Source organism: Pseudotabrizicola sp. 4114 (assembly GCF_031457365.1).
GTDB lineage: Bacteria > Pseudomonadota > Alphaproteobacteria > Rhodobacterales > Rhodobacteraceae > Pseudotabrizicola.
The window spans coordinates 212,363-236,625 of record NZ_JAVDWP010000002.1; the positions used below are offsets into that span (position 1 = coordinate 212,363).

The 24,263-nt window shown below is 64.4% G+C and carries 20 protein-coding genes; 7 read left to right on the plus strand and 13 right to left on the minus strand.

Annotation, left to right across the window (positions count from 1 at the left end):
* Positions 1-110 precede the first annotated feature (110 nt).
* The 4 genes from J2X53_RS05590 to nagA are packed head-to-tail and all read left to right on the plus strand — an operon-like array spanning position 111 to position 3,881.
* Complete coding sequence (locus J2X53_RS05590) at positions 111-956, plus strand: BadF/BadG/BcrA/BcrD ATPase family protein (RefSeq protein WP_349036490.1); 846 nt, start codon at positions 111-113, stop codon at positions 954-956.
* Positions 956-1,735, plus strand: a complete 780-nt coding sequence (locus J2X53_RS05595; RefSeq protein ID WP_349036491.1) for a GntR family transcriptional regulator — start codon at positions 956-958, stop codon at positions 1,733-1,735. Before J2X53_RS05590 ends, J2X53_RS05595 begins: the two co-directional genes overlap by 1 nt.
* Positions 1,732-2,757: an SIS domain-containing protein gene (locus tag J2X53_RS05600; RefSeq protein WP_349036492.1), complete on the plus strand. Its 1,026-nt coding sequence runs from the start codon at positions 1,732-1,734 to the stop codon at positions 2,755-2,757. The genes J2X53_RS05595 and J2X53_RS05600 overlap by 4 nt, the downstream gene beginning before the upstream one ends.
* On the plus strand, positions 2,757-3,881 hold the full coding sequence (gene nagA, locus J2X53_RS05605) for an N-acetylglucosamine-6-phosphate deacetylase (RefSeq protein ID WP_349036493.1): 1,125 nt from the start codon (positions 2,757-2,759) through the stop codon (positions 3,879-3,881). The genes J2X53_RS05600 and nagA overlap by 1 nt, the downstream gene beginning before the upstream one ends.
* On the opposite strand, the gene J2X53_RS05610 is transcribed toward nagA, so the two are convergent.
* From J2X53_RS05610 to J2X53_RS05670, 13 genes are all read right to left on the minus strand, one after another.
* Complete coding sequence (locus J2X53_RS05610; RefSeq protein WP_349036494.1) at positions 3,878-5,560, minus strand: hydantoinase B/oxoprolinase family protein; 1,683 nt, start codon at positions 5,558-5,560, stop codon at positions 3,878-3,880. The genes nagA and J2X53_RS05610 overlap by 4 nt on opposite strands.
* Complete coding sequence (locus J2X53_RS05615; protein WP_349036495.1) at positions 5,553-7,574, minus strand: hydantoinase/oxoprolinase family protein; 2,022 nt, start codon at positions 7,572-7,574, stop codon at positions 5,553-5,555. The genes J2X53_RS05610 and J2X53_RS05615 overlap by 8 nt, the downstream gene beginning before the upstream one ends.
* Positions 7,574-8,269 carry an ABC transporter ATP-binding protein gene (locus J2X53_RS05620; RefSeq protein WP_349036496.1) on the minus strand — a complete coding sequence of 232 codons (696 nt, stop codon included), beginning with the start codon at positions 8,267-8,269 and terminating at the stop codon, positions 7,574-7,576. Before J2X53_RS05620 ends, J2X53_RS05615 begins: the two co-directional genes overlap by 1 nt.
* Entirely contained in the window at positions 8,256-8,975 is a 720-nt protein-coding gene (locus J2X53_RS05625) for an ABC transporter ATP-binding protein (RefSeq protein ID WP_349036497.1), read from the minus strand. Before J2X53_RS05625 ends, J2X53_RS05620 begins: the two co-directional genes overlap by 14 nt.
* On the minus strand, positions 8,963-9,907 hold the full coding sequence (locus J2X53_RS05630) for a branched-chain amino acid ABC transporter permease (protein ID WP_349036498.1): 945 nt from the start codon (positions 9,905-9,907) through the stop codon (positions 8,963-8,965). The genes J2X53_RS05625 and J2X53_RS05630 overlap by 13 nt, the downstream gene beginning before the upstream one ends.
* Positions 9,904-10,782, minus strand: a complete 879-nt coding sequence (locus J2X53_RS05635) for a branched-chain amino acid ABC transporter permease (protein WP_349036499.1) — start codon at positions 10,780-10,782, stop codon at positions 9,904-9,906. The genes J2X53_RS05630 and J2X53_RS05635 overlap by 4 nt, the downstream gene beginning before the upstream one ends.
* Positions 10,783-10,967: 185 nt before the next feature.
* Positions 10,968-12,248: an ABC transporter substrate-binding protein gene (locus J2X53_RS05640; protein ID WP_349036500.1), complete on the minus strand. Its 1,281-nt coding sequence runs from the start codon at positions 12,246-12,248 to the stop codon at positions 10,968-10,970.
* A gap of 84 nt (positions 12,249-12,332) precedes the next feature.
* A complete protein-coding gene (locus J2X53_RS05645) occupies positions 12,333-13,679 on the minus strand; it encodes a hypothetical protein (RefSeq protein WP_349036501.1) in 1,347 nt (448 codons plus the stop codon).
* The gene (locus J2X53_RS05650) at positions 13,676-14,272 is read right to left on the minus strand and encodes an amino acid synthesis family protein (RefSeq protein ID WP_349036502.1); all 597 of its coding nucleotides are present in this window, start codon (positions 14,270-14,272) and stop codon (positions 13,676-13,678) included. Before J2X53_RS05650 ends, J2X53_RS05645 begins: the two co-directional genes overlap by 4 nt.
* Complete coding sequence (locus J2X53_RS05655) at positions 14,265-15,101, minus strand: UPF0280 family protein (RefSeq protein ID WP_349036503.1); 837 nt, start codon at positions 15,099-15,101, stop codon at positions 14,265-14,267. The genes J2X53_RS05650 and J2X53_RS05655 overlap by 8 nt, the downstream gene beginning before the upstream one ends.
* Positions 15,098-16,543 (minus strand): 6-hydroxynicotinate reductase, encoded by a 1,446-nt coding sequence (locus J2X53_RS05660; protein ID WP_349036504.1) that lies wholly within the window; start codon positions 16,541-16,543, stop codon positions 15,098-15,100. The genes J2X53_RS05655 and J2X53_RS05660 overlap by 4 nt, the downstream gene beginning before the upstream one ends.
* A 106-nt stretch (positions 16,544-16,649) precedes the next feature.
* Positions 16,650-19,313 (minus strand): molybdopterin cofactor-binding domain-containing protein, encoded by a 2,664-nt coding sequence (locus J2X53_RS05665; protein ID WP_349036505.1) that lies wholly within the window; start codon positions 19,311-19,313, stop codon positions 16,650-16,652.
* On the minus strand, positions 19,310-20,137 hold the full coding sequence (locus J2X53_RS05670) for an FAD binding domain-containing protein (protein WP_349036506.1): 828 nt from the start codon (positions 20,135-20,137) through the stop codon (positions 19,310-19,312). The genes J2X53_RS05665 and J2X53_RS05670 overlap by 4 nt, the downstream gene beginning before the upstream one ends.
* A 155-nt stretch (positions 20,138-20,292) precedes the next feature.
* On the opposite strand from J2X53_RS05670, the gene J2X53_RS05675 reads away from it, so the two are divergent.
* The 3 genes from J2X53_RS05675 (at position 20,293) to J2X53_RS05685 (ending at position 24,253) form a co-directional block, all read left to right on the plus strand.
* The gene (locus J2X53_RS05675) at positions 20,293-22,326 is read left to right on the plus strand and encodes an NADH:flavin oxidoreductase (RefSeq protein WP_349036507.1); all 2,034 of its coding nucleotides are present in this window, start codon (positions 20,293-20,295) and stop codon (positions 22,324-22,326) included.
* Positions 22,327-22,455: 129 nt separating this feature from the next.
* Entirely contained in the window at positions 22,456-23,073 is a 618-nt protein-coding gene (locus J2X53_RS05680) for a helix-turn-helix domain-containing protein (protein ID WP_349036508.1), read from the plus strand.
* 79 nt (positions 23,074-23,152) lie between these two features.
* Positions 23,153-24,253: an efflux RND transporter periplasmic adaptor subunit gene (locus J2X53_RS05685; RefSeq protein WP_349036509.1), complete on the plus strand. Its 1,101-nt coding sequence runs from the start codon at positions 23,153-23,155 to the stop codon at positions 24,251-24,253.
* Positions 24,254-24,263: the final 10 nt, after the last annotated feature.

Here is a 24,263-nt window from a genome sequence, read left to right on the forward strand (position 1 = left end):
AAGTTTTGAAACCTCATAAATTGCGGATTTCTACGGCATTATGCGAATCTGAAAGATACCACTTCCCAAATGGTATTAGTTTGGTATCTTAATCCGGCAGGGGGATTCTGATGGCGCTGTTTCTGGGAATTGATGGCGGGGGTACCGGATGCCGCGCCGCGGTGACGGATCAGGCGGGCCGCGTTCTGGGGCGCGGCCATGGCGGTCCTGCCAACATCGCCTCTGATCCCGACACCGCCCGCAGCAACATTCTTGCTGCCACGAATGAAGCGATGATCGCTGCACTTGGCCCAACCGATGCCCTGCGTGAGGTGCCGCATCTGATCGCCGGGCTAGGCCTTGCCGGGGCCAATGCGGCGGGGGCAGCCGGGCGCTTGCGTCTGGCGCTGCCCTTTGCCCGCGCGCGGATCGAAACCGATGCGGTCGCGGCGGCCAAAGGGGCTTTGGCCGCCGCCGATGGCATCGTCGCCGCGATGGGCACCGGATCGGTTTATGCGGTTCAGCATCAGGGCGTCATCCGCTGCTATGGCGGCTGGGGGTTGGTGCTGGGGGATGAAGGGAGCGGGGCCTGGCTGGGTCGCGCGGCATTATCGCTTGCGCTGCGCGCGGTGGATGGCTTTGCACCGATGACGCCCTTTCTTCAGCAACTGATTGAGGATCATGGTGGCGCGGCGGGCGTTGTCAGCTTTGCGCAGACCGCCCGCGCCGCCGATTTCGCACTGCTGGCACCCGGCATCGTGCAAAGTGATGATCCGGCAGCTGCTGAACTGTGGGCAGCTGCTGTTTCAGGTGTTGCGGCAATCCTGTCCCACCTGCGCGACACCGTGCCAGCGCCGGTGACCTTTATCGGCGGGCTTGGCCCCGCCTATGCCGCCGCGCTGCCGCAGCTTCCGCAAGCCGCGGCAAAGGGCACGGCGCTGGATGGCGCGCTGCTTCTGGCGCGGGAGGTGGGGTGATGGCCGCGATGTTTTCGCCTGCTGGCTTTGATGATGCAGGCTCCGGCCCGCTTTACCTGCAACTGCAAAAACGCCTTGCCGAAGCCATCAGCTCCGGCCGTCTCGCCGCTGGAGACAGCCTTCCGGCGGAGCGGGATATGGCCAGCATGACCGGCCTGAGCCGCGTAACCGTGCGCAAGGCGGTGCAGGCACTGGTGGCCAACGGGCAACTGGTGCAGCGCCGTGGCTCTGGCACCTTTGTCGCGCCAAAGGTGGAACGGCTGGAACAGGCTCTGTCGCTGCTGACCTCCTTCACCGAAGACATGGCGCGTCGCGGCAAATCGGTTGAATCGGTCTGGCTGTCGCGCCAGATTGCCACGCCCTCGCCCGAAGAGGTGATGGCTCTGGGCCTGGGCATCGGCGATCGTGTGGCCCGGCTGGAACGGGTACGCCGGTCTGATGATGTGCCGCTGGCCATTGAACGCGCCTCGCTTTCCACTGCCACGTTGCCCGATCCGGCCTTGGTGGAAACCAGTCTGTACGCGATGCTGGAATCGCGCGGCCTGCGCCCCGTGCGGGCAGTGCAACGCATTTCAGCGGCCAATCTTGGCGGGCGCGATGCCGAGCTTCTGGGAGTTCCCGTGGGGGCTGCCGGGCTGCGGATCGAGCGGATCGGCTATCTGCCCTCGGGCCGGGTGGTGGAATTCACCCGCTCTCTCTATCGCGGCGATGCCTATGATTTTGCCGTCGAACTGACCCTGTCGCCCCAAAGCGGCTCTTCGGAAAGGACATCAACATGACCCAGACCCATATGGCGCGTGAAGTGGCCGAAATCCCGACCGCCGCAGCGCGGTTTCTGGCAGAATCCGGCCCCGCAGTGCAGGCTGCCGCGGTGGCGATGCAAAAGCTTGATCCGGGCCTGATCGTCACCGTCGCGCGCGGATCATCCGATCACGCGGCCACCTATCTGAAATACGCGGTCGAACTGCTGGCGGGTGTGCCCGTCGCCTCGGTCGGCCCTTCGGTCGCCTCGATCTATGGTCGCCCGCTGCGGCTGACCGGCGCTGTGTGCGTCGGCATCTCCCAGTCCGGCCAAAGCCCCGATATTGTGGAGATGATGCGCGCAGGCCGCAGTGGCGGTGCCCTGTCGGTCGCCATCACCAACTTTGCCGACAGCCCGATGGGGGCGGCATCCGATCATTGCCTGCCGCTGCTTGCGGGGGTCGAACAGAGCGTCGCGGCGACCAAGACCTTTGTGGTCTCGGTGTTGGCGGGGCTGACGCTTCTGGCCGAATGGCGGCAGGATGATGCCCTGCGTCACGCGATTGCCGATCTGCCCCTTGCGCTGGAAAAGGCGCTGCATCTGGATTGGTCGCCCCTCGCGGCGCGCCTGTCGCGGGCGAACTCGGCCTATGTGCTCGGGCGCGGCCCGGCCTTTGCCATCGCCAATGAATGCGCGCTGAAGCTAAAGGAAACCTGCGGGCTGCATGCCGAGTCCTATTCTGCCGCCGAGGTTCTGCATGGTCCGGCGGCCATTGTGCAGGCGCAATTCCCGGTGCTGGCGCTGGGCGTCGAAGACGCCGCTCTGCCACATGTCATTTCGACGGCAGAGCGTCTTGCGGCGCAGGGTGCCGATGTGTTCCTGACCGGGGCTGCGGCAAAGGGTGTGATGCAACTGCCGCTGGTGCCCGATCTGCATCCGCTGGTCGCGCCTTTGGTGCTTGCGACGGCGTTCTACAACTTTGTCGAAGGGCTGGCCCGGCGTCGCGGCTTTGATCCCGACACCCCACCGCATCTGCGCAAGGTGACGGAGACCGTCTGATGCCCACCGCATTCATCGGCGCGCGGATTTTTGACGGCATGACGCTGCACGACGATGCGGTCCTGCTGACCGAAGGGGCCGCTGTCACCGGCCTTGCCTCATCGGTTCCGGCGCATGCGGAGGTCATTGATCTGGCGGGCGGTATTCTTTCGCCGGGGCTGATCGACCTGCAGGTCAATGGCGGCGGCGGGTGGATGGTCGATGGCCGGACCGATGCACGGGTGTTGCAGGCAATCTGCGCGACGCACGCGCGGCTTGGCACTACGGGGCTGCTGCCGACTCTGATCACGGACAGCTTTGACGCCACCGCCCGCGTCATCGAGGCCGGGGTGGCCAGCATTGGCGTGCCCGGCTTTCTGGGTCTGCATCTGGAGGGGCCGCATCTGGACCCGCGCCGCAAGGGCGCGCATGACCCGGCCCTGATCCGCCCGATGGAAGATCGCGATCTGGCCATGCTGGTCAGCGCCGCGCGCCGGTTGCCCGCGTTGATGATCACCCTTGCCCCCTCTGCCGTGCGCGCCGATCAGATCGCGGCTTTGGCCGAGGCGGGGGCGGTTGTCAGCCTTGGCCATACCGACTGCACCTATGCCGAGGCCGAGGCCGCTATTGTTGCGGGTGCGCGCTGCGCCACCCATCTGTTCAACGCGATGAGCCAGCTTGGCAACCGCGAACCCGGTCTGGTCGGCGCGGTGCTGAGCCATGATATTGCGGCGGGTGTGATCGCCGATGCGATCCATGTCGCGCCCGCCACCCTGCGGATTGCGCTGTCGGCCCGTCCTGACGGGCTGTTTCTGGTGTCGGATTGCATGGCGGCGGCGGGCACCGATCAGACCGAGTTCACGCTTGGCGGCCGCAAAATCCTGCGCTGCGAGGGCCGCCTGACGCTGGAGGATGGCACGCTTGCTGGCGCGGACCTGAGCCTGCCGCAGGCGATTGCCGTGATGGTCCACAAGATTGGCCTGCCACCCGAACGCGCGCTGGCAATGGCCACACGCGCCCCCGCACAGGTCATCGGACGCGACGATCTGGGGCACCTGACAGCGGGAGCGCGTGCCGATCTGGTGCACCTGAGCGATACGTTTGACGTAAAAGGCGTGTGGCAAGGCGGCGAAAAACGGCTCTAACCCGGCCATTTCCAGAGCAACCGGGCCTGCGCGGCGGTGTATCTGCCCAGCCGCACATCTTCGGCCACCAGTGCCGGGTCGCGCTGTGCCGGATCGCCAAAGCCACCGCCGCCCGGCGTCCGCACCCGCACCCGGTCACCGGGGGCAAGTGCGATGTCCTGCGCCTTGGATAGATGCGGCGGCACAAAGGTTTCACCGTTGCGTGTCACTTCCACACGGTTCACCGCCCCGTCCTGCCCACCCTGCGCGCCCAGCGGCCCGGTACGGCCATGATCCATCACGAAACTGGCCCGCGCCTCGCCACGCAACAGCTCGATCTCATAATCCAGCCCGAACCCACCCCGATGCGCCCCCGCCCCGCCGCTGCCCTCGTGCAGCGCGTAGTGGCGGTACAGCACCGGAAACTTCTGCTCCATGATTTCCACCGGCGGCGCTTTTGAGATGCCGATGGTCGAGCAGCCATTTGACAAGCCGTCATGATCGGCATTGCCACCATAGCCGCCACCGGAAATCTGATACATCACATAGCTTTGCCCGGTCTGAGGGTCATATCCGCCCAGACCGAAATTGCCGCTGGTCCCCGCTGGCGCCGCCGTCACCCGGTCGGGAATTGCCTGCACCAGTGCCGCGAACACCGCCTCAGCAATGCGTTGGCTTACTTCGGCCGCGCACCCGGATACCGGGCGCGGATATTGCGCATCCAGAAACGTGCCCTCGATCCCCGTGACCGTCAGTGGCTCAAATGCCCCGGCACTGATTGGCACATCGGGAAAGATATGCCGCATCGCCAGATAGACCGAAGACAGCGTGGTCGCCCGAACCGAATTCATCGGGCCCATGCACGGAGGGGAGCTTTTCGAGAAATCAAATGTCAGCCCATCGTCCGTTTTCGACACTGTTACGGCGATTTTCAGCGGTTCATTGACCACCCCATCGGAATCGACAATCGCCGTCGCCTGATACACGCCATCTGCAATCAGCCCGATCATCGCCCGCATCTGTTGTGCCGCACGGCTCCGCATCTCGGCAATCGCTTGTGATACCGTCGCATCACCGTAGCGGTCCAGCAGCACCGCCAGCCGCTCGGCCCCGATCAGCAGGGCACTCGCCTGCGCCTGAACATCGCCGATCCGCTGATCCGACACCCGGATGTTGGAGCAGATGATTTGCCAGATTTCAGTGTCTAACACGCCCTTTTTGAACAGTTTGACCGGCGGAATCCGCAATCCCTCCTGTTCCGCACTGATCGCACTGGCGCTGAACCCACCGGGCACCATGCCGCCGGTATCGGGCCAATGCCCGGTGTTCGACAGCCAGCAAAAGATCTGCCCCTCGCGCCAGACCGGCATGGCAAAGCGCACATCCATCAGATGCGTGCCACCCAGATAGGGGTCGTTCACCATATAAATGTCACCCGGATCGGGTGCGGCGGTCAGGCCGGTGCGGATCCGCTCCAGAATGGTGCGGGTGGAAAACTGCATCACACCGACGAACACCGGGAGGCCTTTTGAGCCCTGGGCAATCAGACTGCCATCGGTCGCGCTGTAAATCCCGTCCGACCTGTCATCCGCCTCGGCGATCACCGGCGAAAAGGCGGCGCGGCTGAAGGTCAGGTCCATCTCGTCGCAGACCTGCTGCAACCCGGCCTGAACTACGGCAAGAGTGACCGGGTCAAGCATGCGGCACCTGCACGATAAGGTTTCCATCGGCATCCGACGAGACCTGACAGCCGGGGTCGATCACGATCGTCGTATCCATCTGCTCGATGATCGCGGGACCCGTAAGGTTCAGCGCCAGCGGCAGGTGGTCGCGCCAGTACACCGGCGTTTCCACCCAGGAACCGAACCAGACGTGCCGCACCGATACCGGCTGCGCCTCGGCCCGCCGCCCCTTCGGGTCGATGAGCGCTGACAGATCCATCTCTGGCCGCTCGCCGATGACCGACACGTTCAGGTTCACCAGATTGGCCTTGATCGTCGGCAGTTCGACCCGAAAGCGGTGATGATAGGCGGCCTCGAACAGCTGCTGCAGGTCGGCCCGCGTGGGTTTGCCATGCGGCAAGGCAACCCGCAGCAGATGGGTCTGGCCAACAAACTGCATATCCGCCGAAAATTCTGATCGCACAGACTTTAACCCGATGCTCTCTGCCCCGATCAGCCGCCGGCCTTCAGCCTCTTGTTCTGCCAAAATCGCATGAACAGAGCCTATTTCCACAGCATCCAGCGCGCTGTTCAGCGTGCGCACAAAGTCTTGCCGCAGATCGGCAACCACGCAGCCAAGCGCATTGGTAATGCCCGGCCGCGCCGGGATCAGCACGGTCGGCACTGCCAGTTCCCGTGCCAAAGCCACCGCATGCAGCGGCCCGGCCCCACCAAAGGCGAACAGCGCGAAATCGCGCGGATCGGCCCCCATCGAGATTGAAACCATGCGGATCGCCCCGGCCATGTGGATGTTGGCAATCCGCACCACCGCCTCGGCGGCCTGTTCCACCGACAGGCCCAGCGGCGTGGCGATCTGATCCGCCATGGCCTGCCGCGCCGCTTCTGCTGCCTGACCGAAACGTGCGGCGGGCAGACGGCCCAGCAACAGGTTGGCATCAGAAATCGTCACCCGCGTGCCGCCCCGGCCATAGCACACCGGGCCTGGGTTTGACCCCGCGCTTTCCGGCCCCACCCGCAGCATGCCGCCCGCGTCTATCCGCGCAATCGACCCGCCACCGGCACCCACAGTGCGCACATCGACCATCGGGACGTGGATCGGCATGGCATATTCCACCTCGATCTCGTTCGAGACCGGCGCTCGCCCGTCGCGGATCATCGCCACATCGGTCGAGGTTCCGCCCATGTCATAGGTGAGAAGGTTGGTCATTCCAGCCCGTCGCCCGGTGGCCACTGCTGCCATCACGCCCGACGCCGGGCCAGACATCACGGTCTTAACCGCCTCTTTCGACACTGATCTTGCCGAAACCATCCCGCCATTGCCATTCATCACCAGCAGATCATGGGCGTAGCCGCGCGCTGCCAGCTGATCGGCCAGCCGCATCACATAACGGTCCAGCAACGGTTGCACACTGGCATTGACCGCCGCCGTCACCCCCCGCTCATACTCACGGCTTTCCGACAGCAGGGCGTGGCCCATGGTGATGTACTGGTTCGCCCAGACCTCTGCGACAATCTCGGCCGCGCGCTGTTCATGCGCGGGGTTGGCATAGGCATGCAAGAAGTGGATCACAACGCTCTCACAGCCCACTTCCCGCAGGCGTAGAGCCGCTTTTCTGACCGCAGGCTCATCCAGTGGGGTCAGGACCGCGCCGCGCGCATCCATCCGCTCTGGCACTTCCAGACGCAGATCGCGGGGGATGATCGGCACAAAGCGGCCGTGCATGCCGTAAGCATTGGGCCGGGTGCGGCGGCCCAGTTCCAGAACATCGCGAAAGCCCTGTGTGGTGATTAACCCGGTTTTCGCCAGCGCGCGCTCCAACACCGCGTTTGTGGTGGTGGTGGTGCCGTGCACGATCAGGTCAATGTCTGCCAGATCCGCCCCGGCCTCTTCCAATGCGGTCAGCACACCGGGGGCCTGATTGGGCAGTGTTGTCGGCACTTTGGCCAGCCTGACCGCGCCTGTAGCCGGGTCAACGATCACCAGATCGGTGAAGGTGCCGCCCACATCAATGCCAGCCACCAGCCCTGCCATCATACCCCCACAAACTGCTGGAACAGGGTCGATTCTGCCGTCAGCCCCTCACGCGGCACTTCGGCCTCAACCCGGCCATGCGCCATAAAGGCCACTCGGTCCGCCATGCGCAAAACGGTATCCACGCGTTGTTCCACCAGCACCGTCGTCAGCCCGGTTTCGCGCAACCGCAACACCGTATCGCGGATCAGCGCGATCATCGAAGGCTGCAGCCCCTCGCTCGGTTCATCGAGCAGCAAGACCGACGGTTCCAGACACAGCGCCCGCGCGATGGCCAGCATTTGTTGCTCCCCGCCTGACAGGCTGCTGGCCACCTGATCCAGCCGTTCCCGCAGACGCGGAAACAGGTCGAGCACGAAATCCCGCGTGCGCAGACCCTTTTTACGGGTCAGCAGCCCGACCTCGATGTTCTCTGCCACGGTCAGCGGGCCGAACAGGCGGCGACCTTGCGGCACATAAGCAATGCCTTGCTGCGGCACCTTATGCGCGGGCAGCTGATGGACCGGCACACCTGCCAGCGTGATCTGCCCCGACTGCACCGGCACCAGACCCATGATCGCTTTTAACAGCGTTGATTTGCCGGCTCCGTTGCGGCCCATGATACAGGTCACCTGCCCGGCCTCTGCCTCAAACGACAGATCGCGCAGGATGGTCACGGGGCCATAGCCCGCAGTGATGCCTTCAACCCGCAGCATGATCACCCCCCAGATAAGCGTCCTGAACGGCTCTGTTCCGGCGGATTTCGTCTGGCGTGCCAACTGCCAGAACCTGCCCGAAGTTCAGCACGGTGATCCGGTCGGCAAGATCCATCACCACATCCATGTTGTGCTCGATCAGCAGGATGGTCGTCTGCGGCACCAGTGACCGGATCAGCGCCTTGAACCCGTCGATCTCGCTTGACGCCAGTCCTTGGGTCGGCTCGTCTAGAATGAGCACCAAAGGGCGCAGCGCCAGCCCCATCGCCACCTCGAGCAGGCGTTGATGGCCATAAGACAACGTGCCCGCAATGGACAGGTCCAGCCCGGTCAGCCCGACCTGTGCAAGCGCCTGCGCCACTTCGGCGGGCACATCCACCGCGCCCCGGCTTTGCGCGGCCAGAGCCACATTGTCGAACACCGACAGGCGCGGATAGACCGAGGTGATCTGAAAGGTATAGGCCACGCCATTGCGCACCCGCAGATGCGCAGGCAGATGGGTGATGTCCTCACCGTTCAGGGTGATCATTCCCGACTGCACCGGAATCCGGCCCGACAACAGGCTGACAAAGGTGGTTTTGCCTGCGCCGTTCGGTCCGATCAAGCCGTGAATTTCGCTGTGTTCGAGACTGAAATTCACGCCATCCACGGCGCGCAACCCGCCGAAATGCCGGGTCAGACCCTTGGCCTCGATCACGGCAGCCATCGCAGGGCCCTTTCACGCAAAGTGCCGAGGATCCCTTTGGGCGCGAACAGCACCAGTCCCACCAGCGCGGCCCCCACAACGAACAGATAGGCATCAGTATAGCCGCTGGTGATGTCGATCAGATAGAACATCAGCAGCGCGCCCAGAAACGGCCCCAGAACCGTGCCCGCCCCGCCCAACAGCACATAGAGCATCGGCAGGATCGAATACTGAATGGTGGCAAATGTGGCCCCAACATAGCCAAACAGCATCCCATAGGCCGCCCCTGCCGCCCCGGCGTAAAGCCCCGACAGGATCAGCGCCACCAGCTTGACCCGGAACGGGTCATAGCCGAGCATCCGGCTGCGCTCCTCATTCTCGCGCATCGCGACCATCACCCGGCCAAAGGGCGACCGTACCAGCCACAGACACAGCAGCAGACCCGCCGCAAACAGCGCAAAGGCCGCCACAAAGCGCGGCGTATCGGTGGCCAGATCAAAGCCCAGCAGCACCCGCCCGGTGCGGGCCACGACAAAGCCCTCGTCCCCACCGGTCCAGCTGTTCAGATACAGGAGGGTCAGATAGCCAGCCTGGGCAAACATCAGCGTCACGATCATGAAACTGACCCCCGCGGTGCGCAACGCCAGCAGACCGACCACGCCCGCCACAGCCCCGCCAGCCAGCAGACCTGCAATCAAGGCGGGCAGCGACAGCCACCCCAGATGCCAGACCGGCAGACCCATGCCATACATGCCCGCTGCGAAAAACAGCGCATGGCCCAGTGACAACAGACCCGTGTAGCCAAAGGCGATGTTGTATCCCATGGCAAACACCGCCAGCACCATAATCCGCGCCAGATTGGTGACGTGATAAGACGGCAGCAAAAACTGGGCGGCAAAGAGCCCGGCCAGAACCAGCAGATGAAGGCCCCACACCTTTGCGCGATCGCTCATGCCCGCGCCCCGAACAGGCCTTGCGGGCGGAACACCAGCACCAGCGCCACCAGCATCGTCGCGATGATCTTGGCCAGCGTGGGGGAAAAGAACATGCTGATCACGCCATCTGACAGCCCGATCACCAAGGCCGCCACCAGCGTTCCGCGGATCGAGCCCAATCCGCCGATGATCACCACGATGAACGACAACAGCAGCGGGTCATGTCCCATCAGATAATGCGCCTGCTGGATCGGCACGATCAGCACCGCCGCCGCCGCCGCCAGCGCGCCGCCAAGTGCAAATGTGCCGGCATAGACCCTGTCCACGTTGATGCCAAAGGCTTGCGCCGTATCGCGGTCGACCTGCGTGGCGCGCATCACCAAACCCGCTTTCGTCCGGGTCATGAACAGCCAGACCGCTGCCAAAATGACGACCGCCGCCAGCACGACAAACAGCTTGTACCCGGAATAGCCGAACCACGGCAGCTGGATGCGCCACTGAAACGGCGCCAGGACCGGGCGCGCGTCGGAGCCGTAAAACGTCAGCGCCGCCTGTTGCAGCATGTACAGCAAACCGATGGTCGCAACGATGGTGGCCTCCGGGTCGTAGTTCAGCCGCTTCAGAACCAGAGTGTCCGCCAGCGCCGCGATCACCGCGACGATCAGCGGCGCAATGATCAGCGCTGCCAGCCAGGCGAGGGCGGGCGGAAACGGAAGGTAATAGGTTATGAACCACGCCAGAACGGCGCCGAGCATGTAAAACTCGCCATGCGCCACATTGACCACGCGCATCACGCCGAACACCAGCGACAGGCCCACGGCAGTCAGCGCCAGCACCGCCGCCATCACGGTGCCTTCCAGCACGGCCAGAAGCAGAAACGGCCCGAAACTCACGTTGGGTCACCGATCTGTGCAACGCGCCTCCCTCCCCCCTTGTGGGGGAGGGTTGGGGTGGGGGGGCGTCGCGACGATGCGGAAACCGCGCGCAGCCCCCTCCCCCATCCCCTCCCACAAGGGGAGGGGGGCCGATTGGGGCCAATGTACGCGCCAGTGCTTGCGATGTCAGGCAATGACCGCACTCAGAAGCTCTGCGTCGTGTAGTCCACCGCGTCGGGATACAGGCTGTCCTCAATGCTGGTCGTGTGTACCTTGATCAGCTTGCCGCCTTCGACCTTGCTGATGAACTGGTGGCCAAAGACCTGATGGGTCTTGCCGTTGAACACCTTGTCCCCCTGCACATGTGCCAGACTCTCGGGCATATCCGTCATCGCTTCGACCGCTTCGACGAATTTCTGCCGGTCGGCTGGGCTTTGATAGCCCGAAGCCTCCATCCCGGCCTTGATGATATGCAGCGTCTCCCAGACCGAGAACATGTGGGCATAGGTTGACACGTCCTTGGCATCCGACACCGACGCGCCATTGTCATCCACCCCGACGGCGGCGCGATAGGCGATCTCATGCTCGGACGCATCGGCCTGTTTCACCCGGCAATGACCTTCCCAGAAATGGCTGCCTTCAAGGAATTCCAGCCCCGGCGACGCCATATCGACCGCTTCCAGCGAGTCGATGAAGCCAAAGATCTGCGGCTTGGCCCCGGTGCCGTAGAACTCGCCCAGTTCTTTCACAAAGGTCAGAACCGCCGGGCCGACCATCACGTGATACAGCACCTCGGTGTCTGACGGGATCTGCGGCAGATAGCGGGTAAAGCTGGTCTCAGTGGGTGGCACTGCAATCTGGGCAACCACCTGCCCGCCACCCGCCTCGACCGCGGCGGTAAAGTAATCGCGGTGGTCGTGACCAAAGGCGTAATCGGGGAACACCATGGTGACCTTCTTGCCCAGATTGGCCAGAACCCAGGGCGCCATCGAGCTGACCTGCGCGCGCACATCGGTGATGCCGGGCTGCATGGACCAGCGGTTCAGCATGCCGCCAGCCACATGGAAGCCCTCGGAACAGACCAGATAGGGCACTTTCAGCTCGCCCGCACGCGGGGCAGAGCCGATAACGACATGGGAAAACAGCGGCCCGAAGATCAGGTCGCAATTGTGCTGGCTGGTCAGCTTTTCCACCACCTCGGCCCCACGCTTGGGATCGGTGCCGTCATCTTCAAACACGATCTCGACCGGGCGGCCGTTGATGCCGCCTGCGTCATTCACCACCTTCAGCGCGGCTTGCGCCGTCCGCTCATACCAGCGGCCATAAGCGGCCCCGATGCCGGTCCGGTGCAACTGGAACCCCAGCTTGACCGGGGCCGCCTGCGCCCAGACGGGCGCCACAAATCCCGCCGTCAGCAACCCGGCACCTGCACCCTTTAACAGCGCGCGCCGCGAGGGGGTCAGCCCGATCAGATCCTGTGCCATCAATCTCTCCTCTGTTCCGGGCGCCATGCCAGGGTGTCTTTGCGTCACTTTCTCCCCTGCATGGCAGGTTTGTAAATGATTTTCTCAGCCGGTCCGGGCGGTTGACAACAGCCAAAGGCCCAACACCGTATATCCCACCATCAGCACGGTCATCGGCAGATGCGCCATTGCCCGCATATCCCCCACCAGCCGCAGCGACAGCAGCACCGCCAGCAGATGCGCGCCCAGAATGGCGGCAAATTGTGCGGCATAAATCATCGGCATGATGGTCTGATCGGTCAGAAAGCCGAATGACACATAAAACGGCGGCAGGCCCAGATAAGCATCACCGCGAAACCACGGGTCATTCAGCGCGGCCAGCGTGTATTGGCCAGCGGTCAGCAGGGTGACCAGATAATGCGCGGCGTGATAGCCCGCCGCGATTGCCAGAAACGACAGCATCACCGGCCCGGTCGCAAAGCGCGCGCCGCCGATCGCCCGGCCCATCCGGATCACCGCCCAAAGAGCGACAATCGTCAGCGACCAGACGCCTAGCAGACCCAGCGTGTTGACCCCCATCACCGCTGAGCGTCCGGTCGGTTCCAGCGGGTTTTCCCCGATCACCGCATGCCACCAGAACGTCTCCATCAGCCCGTCAAAGGTCAGCGCAGACAGGGCCAGCGTGATAAACGCCATCGCAGAGACGGAAAGCGGGGCCATCCGCACCACCTGCGCCCCCGGCCAGCCGCGCATCAGCCGGGCACTACCGCCTTCCAGTTCCAGCCAGACCGGCGCAACCTTGGCCAGATAGCCCATCAGCACGGTCAGAAACTCGCCCTGCTGCAACCAGTCTTCGCCTTCGGCCACGGCCAGCACAAAGATGGCCACCCAGTAGATCAGTGCCACGCTGGCCAGCACCATCGGATCATCGGGCGACATCGACACCAGCTGAAACCAGACGAACCCGGCGTAAAACACCACCGCAGGCCAATGCCCCAGCCGTGACAGGCCGACCGACCCGGTCCGGCCCAGCAGTATGCGGGCAATGCGCACCGGCGCGGTCCACGGGTTGATCGAGCGCCACAGATTGCCCAGCAGCATTGACCCCAGCGGCACCGCGATCCACACGCCTGTCCAGAACACCAGCGTCATCAGGTTGTGCATCGGGTCACGCGCGCCGAACAACCCGACCAGCACCAGCCCCAGAAAACACAGGAAGGACAGGTACGAGGAAACCGTGACCGGCACCCAGACCCGCCGTTCCAGCACCGGCACGGCGTCCAGCCGGGGCAGGCTGCGCGCCATCGCACCCATGAGCGCCGTCAAGGCCACGGTCACCGCCGCCCCGGCGATGTAATGCCCGGTTGGCAGGGTCAGGATCACCGAAGGCGGCAAGGCGCAGGCAAGTGCCGCGCCGGGCAGGAGCGTAAGGGCCCCTGCAAGCGCCCTCATCGCAAGCCGTCCTCACCTTTGACCTGATCCATCTCCAGCCCGCCGGACCGGCTGTGAACCCGTCCGCCGCGCGCCATGGCAAGGGCGAACAGCACCTCTCCGCTGCGTGGTGCATCTTCACAGGCGACGGTGATCACGTCGAACCGCGACCGCACATAGGCGGCGTTCAGATGGCCCAGCGGAATATCCAGCGTGCTGCCCATGCCGCCCACCTTCATCGCCGAGGGCACGATGGCGCGGCATTCGCCCAGCCGTTCGCGCATGCCGTAGCCGCCCGCGACATGCCAGATCGCGCCATGCTCACTTTCTCCCGCTTCGCCAACGATGGCCCCTTTGCCATAGGCGTCCATGCCGTCGCGCCCGCCCATGGCGCTTACCAACCGGTCGGTCAGCAACAACGCCAGCGGCTTCAGGGCATCCGTCGCAGGCCCCAGATTTTCTTCATACCGCCCGGCAAAGGGATTGGCGCAGATGGCATAAACCGCGCCGCGCAGCACAGGCGTCGCGGCAAGCGGTCCGCCTTCGTGCAGGATCTCTTCGATCTGAACGATGATCTTGCGGATTGCAAACTCAGGCACGGAAAAATCAGACAAGCGCAGGCTCCTTCAGACTAAGCGGGCCAAGTGTCCGCATCTCAGGGTGCAGGAAAACGGCGGCCGCTTCAATAAGCCCGCGAGACCGGTAGGCCCGCGCCACAGTTTCGCCGTCTCTCAGGGCACGGTCAATGTCATCGGCGCTCAGACCGGCCACCCCCACGGTCACAAGCCGCGTGCCAAGGTCACTGTCGGCTTGCAACTCGACAGCCGGGCGGCGGCTGATGCCCGGATGACCGGGCAGATCGACGGCATTGGCAATCATCGTCGCCGCCGCATCAGCAATTGCTGCCGTTTTAGCCAGCACAGAGACTGAATCGGCGATCCCCAGCGACCAGCTGCGCCCGCGCCAGCCCGACGTGGCAATCCCCCGCACGCTATCCTCTGCCCGCACCGTCAGGTGATCCGGCAGCCCCGGCCTCGCAGCAATCGCACAGGTCAGGCTGTGCCCCGGCATCAGATGCAGGGCAATATCACCGCCATTGTTGACATAGGCCCGTTTCACGCCGGGCACCGCCAGTTCGGCAAGAAGGGCATCGGCCACCGCGCCCGCAACCGCCGCCATCGGTGTGATAAATCGGGGCGCAAAACGAGAGGTTGCTTTTGCCATCACCCGCCCGATTTCCCCCAAGGGTTGCCCGCCCTCACGGCGCAAAACCGGCAACTCCGCCGCCAATTCCGCCAGAACAGAGCCGAATCTGATCGCCACCCGGCGCTCGCCCTCTACCACAGCAACCGGATCGCCCCAGGCTTGTGCGATGATGTCGATCGGGCCGTGGTGCAGATGCAGCCGTCCGTCGGGTAGCCATGCAACCGCCGCGCCGGTCATGGCATCTCCTTTGGGTGGGACTGAATCTGCGCCTGCATCTGATACTCGCCGCCTTCTGCCCGGGTCTGGTCCAGATCCCGGATCGCGCCCTCGTGCCCGCCCATTGCCAGATAGGCGTCACGCGGCAGAGTGAACTCCAGCGGTGCCACCAGTGCCGGGGTCGGCACATAGCCAAAGGCCCCCGCAGGCAGGCGTGTCACATCGACCATAAAGGTGATACCGCCCCCCGGCCAGATCGTGCATTCCGCCCCGCCACTGGTCAGCCGGGTCTGCCCTGCCTGTACCGACCGGGTCAGTCGTACCGGGTTCTGAGTGACACCTGCCCGCAGCGACCCCCCTGCACCGCCCATGAACAACACGGTGCACAGCGACGGCTCGCAATTCTCGTCGATCAGGCTCACCGTTGCCCGCAAAGCCGCAGGCAAGGGCTGTTTCTGCGGGATCAGAGCCTCATCCAGCACGTAATAGGCAAATTCTTCCCCGGTGGTCGAGACCATCAGCAGCGACAGCCCCGGCCTTGCCCCCCGCCGCGCCTCCCATGGCCCCAGAATTTCCAGCGGGTCCGTCAGCCGGGTGCCGCCCCAGCCCAGACCGGGCTCTGACACCCGGAAATAGCGCCCGGGCGTCGAGCGATGGCCCTTGATCCGGATGCCTGTCGGCTGCCAGCCCAGCACCTTGCCGGCCTGATGCTCGCTGACCACCCCGGTGATATGGTCATCGACCACCACCACCTCATCCACCAGCCCGACCCACTGGCTGGCAAACATGCCGATGGTGGCCGACCCGCAGCCGACCCGCATTCGCCGTTCCGCCCTGCCATCGACGATGGGCGGCTGGCCGGCCTGCACGGTCACCGCAGAGCCGCCGTCGATGGTCAGATCCACCGCCGCGCCATTGCACAGCGCCAGAAGCGCGGCACAGGTCACGCGGCCTTCGGCCTTGCTGCCGCCGGTCAGGTGATGCACGCCGCCAAGGCTGAGCATCTGGCTGCCATATTCCGCCGTGGTGACATGGCCCACCGGCTCCCCCTCGGCGCGGACGATGGCCCCTTCGACGCCCAGATGCCGGTCGGTGTCGATCTTTACCTTGACCCCGCAATAGGAAAAGATCGCCTCGGTCACGACCGTGACCATATCGGCCCCCTCGACGGTCGAAGACACGATAAACGGGGCAGGTTTGTAATCGGGATAGGTGGTGCCAGAGCCGATGCCGGTGACGAAGGTATCGGCCGGAAACGGCTCACCCTCCCAGTCGCGTACGGCAAACGGCACGATGCGCCCTCCCGCGCCGACCGTGTGCGACAACAGCACCACCGGATCAGTGCGCAGGATGCGCCCGTCGACATTGGCATAGCGATCGCATGCGCCGGTCTGGCCCGGCGCGATGTAGCACATCACCGGACAGGCATCGCAGCGGATCTTTTCGGGGGAGGCGGTGGTCATGGCCTGCCACCTGCTGCGCTGGTTGCCGATGGCGTACCGGGGGTTTCACACCCCCGGACCCCCGTGGAGTATTTTGGGCCAAGATGAACAGCTGGCAATTTCAGGATCATGGCTCGCCTTCCATCGCGGCAAGGATGCGGTGCGGCAAGGCTGGCACCTGTGTCAGTCTTGCCCCCGTCGCGTGTCGGATCGCGTTCAGGATGGCGGGGGCGGTGGGGATCAGCACATGTTCGCCCAGACCCTTAGCCCCGAATGGCCCTTCGGGATCGGGCACCTCGATCAGCAGGCTCTCAATCGGGGGCACATCGCCGATGGTGGGGATCAGGTAATCATGCAGGTTTTCGGTGCGGCCCGGCAAGTATTCCTCCATCAGCGCCAGACCAATGCCTTGCGCGATGCCGCCCTCGATCTGCCCGGTGGCAAGCTGCGGGTTGATGGCGCGGCCCACGTCATGCGCGGCGGTGATCCTGAGCAGGCGCACGGTGCCAAGGGCAGGGTCCACCTCCAGCTCGACCATCTGCGCGCCGTAGCCGTAAATGGCATAGGGCGTGCCCTGACCATTCGCGTCCAGAGCCGAGGTGGGCGGATCATAGGTTTCCTCTGCCGTCACCGCATAGCCCTGTGCGTCAGGGGGCAGCGACGCCAGGTCAATCGCGCGCCGGGTGCTGCCTTCGGCAATGGTCAGCATCGTGCCATCCAGCGCCAGACGTGCACCATCCCCCGCATTTGCCAGCCGAAGCAGGCGGGCGCGCAGCGTCTCGGCCGCCGCCTTGGCAGCGCGGCCCGAGACAAAGGTCTGCCGGCTGGCCGAGGTCTTGCCGGCATCCGGGGTCAGTGCGGTATCGGGGCCGATCAGCGTGAACAGCGCCAGCGGCAGGCCAAGCGCTTGTGCTGCAATCTGGGCAATCACCGTGTTTGACCCTTGCCCGATATCGGTGGCCCCCTGATGCAGCATCACGCGGCCCTGATGCGACAGGCCGATCCGGATGGTGGAGGGGTTGGGCAGCGCGGTATTGCCACAGCCATACCAGCAGGAGGCCACTCCGACGCCGCGCCCCGGAACAGTCTCTGACAAGGCCCGTTTCCAATGCGGACGCAAGGCGGTCAGGCAGGCATGGATGCCCACAGCCTGCATCACCTGTCCTGTCGCCGTGGCATCGCCATCGCGCAAGGCGTTCAGAATGCGGAACTCGAGCCGGTCCAGCCCGGCCTGTTCCGCAAGCGGATCAAACAGCGTTTCCTGCCACAGCGCGGCTTGCGGCACGCCAAAGCCGCGGAACGCCCCCGATACCGGGCCGTGGGTGTGGATGGCACGGGCGCGTGCTGCCACGTGCGGCGTCAGATAGGGCCCGGTGACATGCACCGGTACGCGGTTGGCGACAGTCGGCCCCCAGCTGGCATAAGCCCCGGTGTTGAACCGCCCCTCGAACGCCAACCCCGTCAGCCGCCCCTCGGCATCGCAGCCGATCCTGCCCTGCATCTCGGCCGGGTGGCGTTTGGTGGTCGAGGTCATGCTGTCCCGGCGGGAATACACCATCCGGCAGGGCCGCCCGGTTTTCAGCGTGACCAGCCCGATCAGCGGTTGCAGGCTGACATCCAGCTTTGAGCCAAAGCCGCCGCCCACCGCCGACGGGATGATCCGCACCCGTTCGGGCGGCAGGCCCAGCACCAGCGCGCAATCATTGCGGTCCATCACCGGGGCCTGTGTGCAGGCGCGGATGGTCAGGGTGTCACCCTCCATCCACGCGGCCCCCGCCTCAGGCTCGATATAGGCGTGTTCGACATAGCCGGTCTGCATGGTGCCGGTGACGACGTGAGCCGATCCGGCCAGTGCTGTTGCAGCGTCGCCCTTGATCACGCGGCCTTCGATCAGCTGATTTGCGGGACGATCCGGGTGGATCAGGGGGGCACCCGGCGCCTCGGCTTCTGCCGGGGTGGTCAGAGCCTGCAGTGGGTGCCAGGTGACCGGGAAATCTGTCAGATCAGGCTCTGTTCCGGCCTCAAACGCTACCAGAGCCACGCATTCCCCGCGAAACCGCGCCGGGCTTTCGGCGATTGCGGGTTGGTCGGCAAAGGCCGGGATCACGCCAAAGGCGTTACGTCCGGGAATATCAGCGGCGGTAAAGACACCGACCACACCGGGGCGCCGGGCAAACCCGGCCAGATCGCCGAAGACGAACTGCGCATGGGCAAAAGGTGCGCGCAAGGCCACCACCGTCAGCGCGCCATCGGGCCAGTAATCCGCGCCGAAACTGTCTCCGCGCACTTTGGCCTGCCCGTCCAGCCGGATGACAGATGCGCCGATCCCTTCAGCCGAAACAGGCTCTGACAAAGCGGTATCGCAGATCGCCGCGATGATCTTGCGATAGCCGGTGCAGCGACAGAGCACGCCGCCCAGAGCATCCTGCGCCTGACGTTCATCTGGTGCTGGAACCCGTCGCAACAGATCCACGCCCGCCATCAGCATCCCCGGGGTGCAGATGCCGCATTGCGCCGCGCCGTGGCGCAGAAAGGCGGCGCGCAACCGCTCCAGATCTGACGCGCCTGACTCAATCGTCTCGACCACGGCGCCAGACACCCGTGCTGCTGGCACCATACAGGCACAAACCTGCGCGCCGTTCAGCAAAACGGTACAAGCCCCGCAATCGCCCGCATCGCAGCCCACCTTGGTTCCCATCACGCCCAGGTGGTCCCGCAATACCTCGGTCAGCCGGGCGGTCGGCGCGGCGTGGGTGGTGACGGGTTGGCCGTTGAGCGTAAATCCGATCATGCCAGCGCCTCGCGCACAGCGCGTCGGACCAGTTCGGTGGCGGCGGCAAGACGATAGGCGGCTGTGGCGCGCACGTCATCTATCGGTGACAAGACGGCAGCAAGATCAGCGGCACGAATACGCCCCGGCCCGTCTGAGGCAGTTGCGCCAATCAGGGCCGCCTCGACCATGGGCAATCGCTGCGCGACGCCAGAGCAGGCCCCCACGGCGACGGCGGCAGCGCAGATCCGCCCTGATGTCACCTCCACCCGGGCCGCAACCATGGCAATCGAGATCACCAGATAGGCCCGCGCGCCCAGTTTCACAAAGGCGGATTGCCCCTGCAAGGCCGCCTGTGGAAGGATCACCGCTGTCAGCACCTCATCCGCCGCGCGCCGGGTCTGGCGCGGGCCGGTCAGGAATTGCGCCAAGGGCAGCTGGCGTGTGCCGGATGGCCCTGACAGCTCTACCCCTGCATCCAGCGCCAGCAGCGGTGGCACCCCATCTGCGGCGGGGGAGGCGTTGCACAGGTTGCCGCCGATGGTGCCCGCGTTCTGCACCTGACGCCCTCCTACCTGCCGCGCCGCCTGTTGCAGGCAACGCAGCACGGGGGGCAGATCCGCCTCGGCAATCGCAGTCCAGGTGGTGCAGGCCCCAATGCGCAGGCCGTCACCCCGCATCATGCCGCACAGCGCAGGAATGCCGGTCAGGTCCAGCACATCGCCGTCAAGCTGCGCACCCGCCGCAGGATAAAGGTCTGTGCCGCCTGCCAGAATCCGGCGCGGCGCTTGCGCAATCAGGCCGATTGCCTCGTCCAGTGTCTGTGGCCGCGCATAGCTGCGCATATCCTACCCCGTTTTCGCTCAACGCCAGAGTGCGTTTGCAAGGGCAGACCTGTCAACGCCGCTCCGACGGTCAGTTCAGACATCCAGCGGTCGCTTTCGGTTCAGCGCGCATGCCGCCGTAAACCTAGGCTGTGTGAAAACGCGAAAGGTGCCAAATGACCAACGATCCGCTGCTGCAACCCTATCAGCTCAAGCATCTGACCCTGCGCAACCGGATCATGACGACCAGCCATGAACCGGCCTATCCCGAAGATGGCATGCCGAAAGACCGCTACCGGCTGTATCATCTGGAACGGGCCCGGGCGGGGGTGGCGCTGACGATGACCGCGGGATCAGCAGCGGTGTCAAAGGACAGCCCGCCGGTGTTCAACAACATCCTCGCCTACAAGGATGAGGTGGTGCCGTGGATGAAGCGCCTGACCGATGATTGCCACGAGGCCGGGGCGGCGGTGATGATCCAGCTAACCCACCTGGGCCGCCGTACCCGGTGGGACAAGGGCGACTGGCTGCCGGTGGTAAGCGCAGGGCCATCACGCGAACCGGCGCACCGCGCCTTTCCCAAGGTGGCCGAGGATTGGGATATTGACCGCATCATCACTGATTACGCCGACGCGGCCGAGCGGATGCAGGCGGCCGGTCTCGATGGGGTAGAGTTTGAATGCTACGGCCATCTGATGGACCAGTTCCTGTCGCCGTTCACCAACGCTTTGACGGCTCCCTATGGGGGCAGTCTGGAAAACCGGGCGCGGTTTGCGATGGAGGTGCTGGCCGCCTGCCGCAAGCGGGTGGGGGAGCAGTTCCTGCTGGGCATCCGCTATACGGCAGATGAGGCAGAACCGGGCGGAATTGATGCCGAAGAGGGCATCGCTATTGGCAAGATGTTCCGCGACTCGGGGCTGGTCGATTTTCTGAACATCATCAAGGGGCGCATCCACACCGACGCCGCGCTGACCGATGTGATCCCGGTACAGGGGATGAAATCTGCACCGCACCTTGATTTTGCGGGCCGGGTGCGGGCCGAGGTCGGGTTGCCCACCTTTCACGCCGCGCGGATTCCCGATGTCGCCACTGCGCGCTATGCCGTGCAATCAGGCCAACTGGACATGGTTGGCATGACACGGGCGCATATGGCCGACCCCCATATCGTGCGCAAGATTATTGAAGGGCGCGAAGAGGATATCCGGCCTTGCGTCGGCGCGACCTATTGTCTTGACCGGATTTATCAGGGCGGTATGGCACTTTGCATCCACAACCCGGCGACGGGCCGTGAAGAGACGATGCCGCATGAGATTTCTCCGGCACCCGCCCCGAAGCATGTGGTCATCGTCGGCGCAGGCCCTGCCGGGCTGGAGGCGGCGCGGGTGGCATCGGAACGCGGTCACCGGGTCACGGTGCTGGAGGCGGCGGATCAGCCCGGCGGTCAGGTCCGGCTGACGGCGCAAACCAAGCGCCGGGCCGAGATGATCGGCATCATCGACTGGCGCATGGCGCAATGCGCCGCGCGCGGCGTTGCGTTTCATTTCAATACCTTTGCCGATTCAGCTGACGTTCTGACCCTGTCGCCGGACGTGGTGATTGTGGCGACTGGTGGCCTGCCCGAGACCTCGGTGCTCGACTTCGGCAACGATCTGACGGTCAGCGCCTGGGACATTCTGTCGGGCGATGTAAAGCCCGGCTCCAACGTGCTGCTTTATGACGATGCTGGCGACCACACCGCGCTGCAAACCGCGCAGCGACTGGCCGAATCCGGGGCGACAGTTGAGGTGATGACCCCTGACCGGAGTTTCGCGCCCGAAGTGATGGGCATGAACCTTGTGCCCTATATGCGGGCGCTGCAGGACAAGCCGGTGACCTTTACCGTGACCTACCGCCTGCGTGGCGTGCAGCGCGATGGCAACCAGCTTCGCGCGGTGATCGGGTCGGATTACATGGCTGTGACCAAGGAGCGGAGCTTTGATCAGATCGTGGTCAATCACGGCACCCAGCCGCTGGATGACCTCTATTTCGAGCTGAAGCCACAGTCGCAAAACCTGGGTGCGGTCGATTACGAGGCAATGATTGCGGGGCATCCGCAGCCCGCAGGCAATGGCCCCGCAGGTTTTGTGCTGTACCGAATCGGTGATGCTGTGGCGTCGCGCAATACGCATGCCGCAATCTATGATGCGCTGCGTCTGACCAAGGATATCTGATCGTACTGCCCTATTTACAGTCAGAATGTCATGCCTCGGGTGCTTGACGTTCCTGAAATGTAATCTGCGCACTTGACGTTTGCAGCAACTTGTCTACCTGATGAATGAACGTTCATTCTCTGGGTTCGCATGAATATTGCCGCCGATACGCCGCTCGCCGATCAACGCTCGGCGGAAATTCTGGAAAGTGCCCGCCGCGCCTTTGCGGAAAAGGGGTTTGACGGCGCATCAATGCAGGATATCGCGCGTGAAGCGGGGATGAGTGTGGGTAATTTTTACCGCTACTTCCCGTCAAAAGCTGCCATTGTCGAAGCGCTTATCGCCTTTGACATGGAAGAGATGGAGCGGGATTTTTCCACCATCCTGATCCACCACAGCCCATTGCAGGCGTTGCGCGAAACCATCGAACGCAGGATCACCGAGGCAGAGTGTCAGGGTGACGGCAAGATCTGGGCTGAAATCACCGCTGCCGCGCTGCGCAAGCCCGAAATCCGCGAAATTGCCTATCGCATGGAACAGGGGATCGTGGCGCATCTGATCACGATCTTTTCTCTGGCGGCCAAGCTGCCGCTTGACGAGGCCCAGGCCCGATGGACCGCTCATGCCCATCTGCTGGTCATGATGGTCAAGGCTTGCGCGATGCAATCGCCTGACAACCCCACTACGGCTGATCTGACGCAGCTTGTGCTGCGCAACATCAACCGCACGCTTGATGACATTGCCACATCTGCCGCCGCGAAAGGCTGACCCGATGCGCCCGCTCGTTTATATTCTTTTCATTTTTATTGCACTTACACAAACCACACCAGCCTTGGCCGAAGCGGCTGTGCCTGTCTCAGAAACCGACGCCGCTCCGGTCGCGCCGGCCATTACCGTATCAACCGTAGCCAACCGCGTCCTGCGTGACCGGGTGATCGCTTCCGGTCTGATTGCTGCCATCGAAAACGTGCAGGTCGCACCGCTGATCGAAGGCCAGCCGATCGAAGCGCTCTTGGTGGACGTGGGCGATGTGGTTGCGGCCGGGCAGGTTCTGGCCGTGCTGTCAAAATCCACGCTTGAACTGCAAAAGAGCCAGCTCAATGCCTCACTCGCTTCGGCCCGCGCCACCGTGGCGCAGGCCGAAGCCCAGATGCTGGAGGCGCGCAGTTCTGCCGATGAGGCGCAGCGGGTGAACGAACGCACCGCTGCGCTGCGCAAGCAGGGCACCGCGTCGCAAGCCGCTGCCGATACCGCGCAGTCAAATGCCATTTCCGCCACCGCCCGCGTCACCGTTGCCGTGCAGTCGTTGGAAGCCGCGCGGGCTCAGATTGCACTGGTCGAGGCGCAGATGGCGAACAGTGATCTGCAGCTCAGCAGGACAGAGGTCAAAGCCCCGGTCGCGGGCGAAATCATCGCCCGCAATGCCCGTGTCGGTTCCATCGCCTCTGCTGCAGGCGAGCCGATGTTCACCATCATCCGCGACAACGCGCTGGAAGTGCTGGCCGATGTGGCCGAAGCCGATGTGATGCGCCTTGCCCCGGGTCAGACCGCAAATCTGCGGCTGGTCGGGGCCAGGACCCCGCTCAAAGGCACGCTGCGGCTGGTTGAACCAACGATTGGCACCATGTCGCGCCTTGGCCGCGCCCGGATCGCGGTGGAGGATGAAACCGGGGTGCGCGCTGGCATGTATGTGGAGGCCGAAATTCTGGTCGCCGAGCATGATGTCATCGCGGTGCCCGTCACCGCTGTCGGCTCTGGCCCGGATGGGACATCGGTGATGAAGGTCACCGGCGACTCGATTCAGCGCATTGCGGTGCAGACTGGCATCCGCGATGGCGGCTGGGTCGAAATCCTGTCGGGGCTGAGTGCAGGCGATCAGGTGGTGACCAAGGCCGGGGCCTTTGTGCGTGATGGCGACCGGATCAATCCGGTCCCGGCAACGAACTGACGGGGGCCTG

Bases quoted from the DNA above. Each gene is read 5' to 3' on its own strand.
- nagA (WP_349036493.1), top strand. From the start codon at position 2,757: ATGCCCACCGCATTCATCGGCGCGCGGATTTTTGACGGCATGACGCTG.
- J2X53_RS05645 (WP_349036501.1), bottom strand. From the start codon at position 13,679: ATGAGGGCGCTTGCAGGGGCCCTTACGCTCCTGCCCGGCGCGGCACTT.
- J2X53_RS05680 (WP_349036508.1), top strand. From the start codon at position 22,456: ATGAATATTGCCGCCGATACGCCGCTCGCCGATCAACGCTCGGCGGAA.
- J2X53_RS05655 (WP_349036503.1), bottom strand. From the start codon at position 15,101: ATGACCGGCGCGGCGGTTGCATGGCTACCCGACGGACGGCTGCATCTG.
- J2X53_RS05590 (WP_349036490.1), top strand. From the start codon at position 111: ATGGCGCTGTTTCTGGGAATTGATGGCGGGGGTACCGGATGCCGCGCC.
- J2X53_RS05640 (WP_349036500.1), bottom strand. From the start codon at position 12,248: ATGGCACAGGATCTGATCGGGCTGACCCCCTCGCGGCGCGCGCTGTTA.
- J2X53_RS05595 (WP_349036491.1), top strand. From the start codon at position 956: ATGGCCGCGATGTTTTCGCCTGCTGGCTTTGATGATGCAGGCTCCGGC.
- J2X53_RS05620 (WP_349036496.1), bottom strand. From the start codon at position 8,269: ATGCTGCGGGTTGAAGGCATCACTGCGGGCTATGGCCCCGTGACCATC.
- J2X53_RS05675 (WP_349036507.1), top strand. From the start codon at position 20,293: ATGACCAACGATCCGCTGCTGCAACCCTATCAGCTCAAGCATCTGACC.
- J2X53_RS05625 (WP_349036497.1), bottom strand. From the start codon at position 8,975: ATGGCTGCCGTGATCGAGGCCAAGGGTCTGACCCGGCATTTCGGCGGG.
- J2X53_RS05610 (WP_349036494.1), bottom strand. From the start codon at position 5,560: ATGCTTGACCCGGTCACTCTTGCCGTAGTTCAGGCCGGGTTGCAGCAG.
- J2X53_RS05630 (WP_349036498.1), bottom strand. From the start codon at position 9,907: ATGAGCGATCGCGCAAAGGTGTGGGGCCTTCATCTGCTGGTTCTGGCC.
- J2X53_RS05665 (WP_349036505.1), bottom strand. From the start codon at position 19,313: ATGATCGGATTTACGCTCAACGGCCAACCCGTCACCACCCACGCCGCG.
- J2X53_RS05600 (WP_349036492.1), top strand. From the start codon at position 1,732: ATGACCCAGACCCATATGGCGCGTGAAGTGGCCGAAATCCCGACCGCC.
- J2X53_RS05670 (WP_349036506.1), bottom strand. From the start codon at position 20,137: ATGCGCAGCTATGCGCGGCCACAGACACTGGACGAGGCAATCGGCCTG.
- J2X53_RS05660 (WP_349036504.1), bottom strand. From the start codon at position 16,543: ATGACCACCGCCTCCCCCGAAAAGATCCGCTGCGATGCCTGTCCGGTG.
- J2X53_RS05615 (WP_349036495.1), bottom strand. From the start codon at position 7,574: ATGGCAGGGCTGGTGGCTGGCATTGATGTGGGCGGCACCTTCACCGAT.